The sequence below is a fragment of the Moorena sp. SIO4E2 genome (assembly GCF_010671945.1).
GTDB lineage: Bacteria > Cyanobacteriota > Cyanobacteriia > Cyanobacteriales > Coleofasciculaceae > Moorena > Moorena producens.
The window spans coordinates 1-5,294 of the sequence record NZ_JAAHIE010000493.1 but is presented as its reverse complement, the minus strand read 5'-3'; the positions used below and the strand labels follow the sequence as shown (position 1 = coordinate 5,294).

5 protein-coding genes are annotated in these 5,294 nt (G+C 44.0%); 4 read left to right on the top strand and 1 reads right to left on the bottom strand.

Going from position 1 to position 5,294, the window contains the following annotated elements:
- The 4 genes from F6K37_RS31325 to F6K37_RS31310 all read left to right on the top strand — a co-directional run.
- Nucleotides 1-937 (top strand): CHAT domain-containing protein (locus F6K37_RS31325; RefSeq protein ID WP_287254442.1); only part of this gene is annotated, 937 nt, incomplete at its 5' end.
- Between the two features lie 11 nt (nt 938-948).
- Nucleotides 949-1,305 carry a hypothetical protein gene (locus F6K37_RS31320; RefSeq protein WP_008187315.1) on the top strand — a complete coding sequence of 119 codons (357 nt, stop codon included), beginning with the start codon at nt 949-951 and terminating at the stop codon, nt 1,303-1,305.
- Nucleotides 1,305-2,783, top strand: coding sequence for a hypothetical protein (locus tag F6K37_RS31315; RefSeq protein WP_008187314.1), 1,479 nt, complete (start codon nt 1,305-1,307; stop codon nt 2,781-2,783). The genes F6K37_RS31320 and F6K37_RS31315 overlap by 1 nt, the downstream gene beginning before the upstream one ends.
- Nucleotides 2,784-3,228: 445 nt before the next feature.
- On the top strand, nt 3,229-4,392 hold the full coding sequence (locus tag F6K37_RS31310) for a Na/Pi symporter (protein WP_044494057.1): 1,164 nt from the start codon (nt 3,229-3,231) through the stop codon (nt 4,390-4,392).
- Between the two features lie 49 nt (nt 4,393-4,441).
- Here the strand turns inward: F6K37_RS31310 and F6K37_RS31305 are convergent, their stop codons facing one another.
- Complete coding sequence (locus tag F6K37_RS31305) at nt 4,442-4,648, bottom strand: hypothetical protein (RefSeq protein WP_287254439.1); 207 nt, start codon at nt 4,646-4,648, stop codon at nt 4,442-4,444.
- Between the last annotated feature and the right edge of the window lie 646 nt (nt 4,649-5,294).

The following is a 5,294-nucleotide window of genomic DNA, read 5'->3' as shown; positions in this document are numbered from 1 at the left end:
CCCCCATCAGTATTTACATTTGTTCCCCCTTCATGCTTTACCTATCAACAGTCAGCAGGGAGAAGGTAAATCTGAAATTCTGATGGATCGCTTTCCAGCAGGGGTAAGTTATGCCCCTAGCTGTCAATTACTGGAACTTGCTAAAACCAGAAAACGCCCGAACTTTACCCACCTGTTTGCCGTTCAAAACCCCACTGATGATTTAGTTTACACTAATATCGGAGTAGAAGTGATTAAAGGCTACTTCAATCCACCACCAGATACAGAAGTCCTCGTGGAAAAAGCTGCCACCAAAGCCGCCATAGATAGCAAGCCTCTCAACACTTACCACTGTGTCCATTTTAGCTGTCACGGTTACTTTAACTACGACAAACCACGTAAATCAGCTCTGATTTTGGCAGATGCCCACCTCAACCCTGCACCGGCTGAACTCAATCCAGAACAACATCTACCTTTGGATGACGGTGAAGTAATTGACTTAGACAAATGCCTCACCTTAGATGCAGTCTTTGCCCTGAAATTAGAACAGAAATTAGAACAATGTCGTCTTGTCACCCTCTCAGCTTGCGAAACAGGATTAATCGACTTCAAGAATAGCAGCGATGAATACATTGGTTTACCCAGTGGTTTCCTAGTTGCGGGTAGTCCAGCAGTAGTTAGTAGCCTGTGGAGAGTGAACGAGTTGTCTACAGCGTTGTTGATGATTAAATTTTATGAGAATCATCGAAAGATGATATCGTTGGCAGTTGCCCTCAACCAAGCGCAAATTTGGCTGCGGGATATCACAAAAGAAAAATTAGAGGAGTACATTGACAAGTTACCTTTGACTGTTGTTCAGCAATACATAATTAAGGCTAAGTTTCACAATTTTAATTCTACCGATAAACCCTTTAAGCAACCATTTCATTGGGCGGCATTCTGTGCAATTGGTCAATAGGAGTTAAGACTATGAAAGCTGAAAATTATCTATTTATATCTGCTTTTGAACAACTGCTGGACACCCAAGCTGAGTTGTTTAAAGACTCAGAAAAAAGGGAACTAGAAGCATTAATTACCTCATTACCAAATGATACTAAACAGCTAGCCGATGCGATCACTCGCTGGTGTATTTCTCACTCAGACATTAATAATGCTTTGATGGCTCTAATTGCTAGCAAACCAATCGTGGAGCAGGGACCTGGAGGCACTTTCCCCACTGATGAAACTAAAGCTGAAGACGAAAAAAACCAACGGGAAACCCTGATTAATGAGCTCCGCAAGAGTTATCCCCCAGAAACCCAAAAACCCAACACTCCCAAAGGCTGATGACTGACACCGCCTTGCCAATCAAAAACCCCAGCGTCACCCTTTATGCCTTCCATCTCTGGCAAGACTTAAGCCAAGAACTGGGACAGTTGCGACCGGATGCGGATCAGTTGTGGCAACACTGTGCTAATCTCAGCCAACCCCTAGCTATCCCAGAGCTGAAATCTTTACCTGAAAAATTACAATCCCCTGCAAGCCAAACAGCGATCACAAGCGATCACATAGACTTACTCCCAGGGAATGGTCGCTTAACATATACGCCACCATTGCAAATAGAAGGCTCTGCCCTAACAGTAGAGGTCTATCCCCGACAAATTCATGACACCTATGCCCTTGACCTAACCCTGTACTACCAAAATGTCACCGTTGCAGCCAGTCAATTTAGTCGGTTAAATCCCCAAGGGTGCCTCCTAGCCAGCAATATTCAACCTTCTTTAGGACAAACCTTGGTGCTCTATGGCGAACCAGTGGGCACTCCCGAGGAGGATAGAAAGTTAGCCGATGCCTGTGTGGATGGTTTTTTCCAGAGAACCGACCAAAAACCCCAATTTACTGCATCTGGGCAGTTATTTGGTAGCCCAATTTTTGCCTATGACAATGGTAAGGAGAAACCAACGGAGCAATGTCACCTTCTGGTCTGGTTAAACCGTCACCCAGAAACCTTAAAGCTGATTGAAAAGACGTCTTTGTCATTTTTCAATCTATTGTGCTGTCGCAGTAAAATCCTGTTTGCTTATCATGAATCTCGTTGGTGTTATCGCCAAACTAGAGGACTCTATGGGCAACTGGAACAAGAGGTTGAAGGCTTCAAGGAATTGCCAACAGAGCGAGAAACACGGCTAGAGCAACTGAAGCAAAAACTGACGGAGATGCCATCCAAGACCTTTGACTATGCTGGTTATCTGCGAGACATGGAGGATCACAAAACTGCGATCGCTACCAATGCCGCCAACTATGACACATGGTTGGAAAAAATCCGTGAATCTAGTCTCGAAGACGATAATATCGAGTTTTTAGCAGACTTCCTCAACCAAAGAACCAAGCTGTTTCAACGTCAGATTCAAACCAACCTCAATTATCTTAAACCCGGTCAGCAACTATTTGACCAGATGCTTGGTAGTATCCGAGGCATTGTAGAGATTGAGCAGGCAGAACGCGATCGCGCTTTGGAAAAAGCCCTGAGAGATAAGGAGAAGGCTGATCAAGCCCGAGAAAAAAGTTTAGAACGTTGGATTGCCTCTGTCGGTATTGGTTTAGGGGTTAGTGGTATTTCTTCCCAAACCGATGCTAAACCTCTAGAAGCGATTTTGATCAAACTAAACCCGAATGTATCGATAGAAAAATGCCCTAAAGCTGAACTCCAGTCTTGCTTGAGTTACATGTTCTGGTTTGTGCTATTTCATGTTTTGGTCGGTGTTGTATTTGGTGCGATCCCTGGGTTAATTGTGTATCGCATTATTCATCGGTTATCAAAATGATAAGGTTGTAGGGTGGGCAAAGACCGTTTAGTTCTTTTGATAATTCTAGATAATAGAACTTTGCACACCCTTTCTGTTGGTGGGCAAAAACCGTTTAGTTCTTTTGATAATTCTAGATAATAGAATTTTGCCCACCCTACTTTCTATTCCCTGTTCTGTTCTATTCCCTATTCCCTGTTCCCTTTGCTAAAGCTGATACGCGACACGCTGATAGCTGATAGCTTACCTATAATTTTATTATTTTGATAACGAATTTATAACTCAAAGTTAAACTTTGTGATATACGGTTAGCTCTGGAATCAAGTATACAGGCTTTCCTATGGTAGTGAGGTACAGCTTAATCGTGTTAAGAATGATTGCTTATTTATAAGCAATCGTTACAAACCATTGACCCCCCTAGCGTGTACCTCACCGGATTAGGAAAAGCTATAGCAGCACATGAATTATTAGTAACATTTCAGAGCAACCGATAGAAAGAAGCCAAGGGTCAAACCAAGGTAACAATATTCGGCAATGGATTAGTGTTATACTATTAGTATATCTGCTAATTGTAGCAGTTTGCATGATTGGTTCGGGTTTTAAATCCGCAACCGGATCACAAGCTAAAGAACTCTTTGCCTTTGCCACTAATCCTTTCTTAGGACTAATCGTTGGTACCGTTGCCACAGCATTAATTCAATCATCAAGTACCGTAACCTCAATTATTGTTGGTTTAGTGGCTGGAGGCTTACCGGTAACCACTGCTGTACCAATGGTGATGGGGGCAAATATCGGTACCAGTATTACCAATACCTTAGTGAGTTTAGGTCATATTGGGGATAAAACCGAATTTAAGCGAGCCTTTGCTGCGGCTACAATCCATGACTTTTTTAACTTACTTAGTGTAGTCATTTTTCTGCCCGTTGAGATTATCTTTCATCCCCTAGAGAAGATTGCCTATTTCTTAGCTCAAAATTTGGTAGGAGGCGGTTCTCTAAGTGTCAAGGATTTGAACTTTGTCAAGGCTGCTACTAAGCCAGTGGTGGGTTTGTTTAAAACAATAACTCACATTTTACCAGCGCCCTTTGACGGTATTGCTTTGATTATTTTAGGAATCGCGATGATTTTCTTGACCATTAGCTTTATTGGCAAACTGCTTAAAGTCCTAATGGTCGGTCGTGCCAAAGATATTCTTCATACAGCCATTGGTAAAGGGCCAATCGCGGGTATTGCTGCTGGTACCTTTATGACAGTTCTGGTTCAATCTTCCTCCACTACCACCAGCTTGATGGTACCCTTGGCCGGTGCAGGGCTATTTGGCCTAGCGCAAATCTATCCCTTCACCCTCGGTGCCAACATCGGCACTTGTATTACTGCCTTGCTAGCAGCGACCGCTGTTTCTGGCGCGGAAGCGGTTCCTGCCCTAGAAATTGCCATGGTTCACTTGCTCTACAACGTGCTTGGGGTGGTTATCATCTATGGCATTCCCTTCCTCTGTCGCTTGCCAATTGTCAGTGCAGAAACCCTCGCTGCTGTGGCTAGTGAAGGAAAAGCGATCGCATTTGCCTATATCATTGGCGTCTTTTTTGTGATTCCTGGCATCCTGCTTGGGGTTACAGTCCTGTTGTAATAGTCAAATGTTGGTGAGGGACTGACCACATAGCGTAAGCATTCAGCTATCAGCTATCAGCGTGTCGCGTATCAGCTTTGGGCCTGTGGCCACCGGAATTGAGGTGCGAACAGCTTTTGAATAAAATAAGCACCTCAATTCCCGTTAGCCATTCGCCAATGGCCAAGGCTGACCGCTGACCGCTGATGGCTGACCCCTGAATGCTTACCACAAAGCTAAAGGCGATGCAGCCAGGTCTTGGCAGAAATCCCTTCATCAAGGGCGCTGCATCGCTACCAACGTGCTACCCGCACCTCTATTTTTCCCGACTCCCGACTCCCGACTCCCGACTCCCGACTCCCGAAGATATCGTTAACTTTTGTTAAGTTTCGCATAAGTTCCCGAATTCGGTCTGATAAGTCAATAGCGGAACAAGTTAATTGTGCCGACTCGACCTACCTAGTTTTTTTTGAAAGGGTGTTCACACCTTTATGACTTATGATGCTGTTGAACTCTGATCAGATTTTCGATTATTTAGTTGAGCATGGTCTCTGCAGTCAGTCAGAGCAAGCTCTCACTAAGATTGAGCCCAAGGATTCAGCCTAGGGCTAACGGGCTACTTGAAAAGCTACCCTTGCCAGCTATCAGCTCTTGATAAAGCCCTAATCCCAAAAACCTACTCTACATCAGTTCAAGTCAAGTTCCCATACTTTAAACAGTTACAATGACTGACTATCTTGATTGATCAGCCGTTGTCTGACATGAGTTGATACCTGAGGGGGTGATCACAGTTTTGGTGTGTAAGTCCTGCTCGGGTACCCACAAGGGTACTGTCAAAACCTCAAAAAACAACGAAACTAGAGAAGTTGATTAAAGCTAGTCAGTTGGATAGTTCTCAACTACAGCAATGTAATAGATCGAAA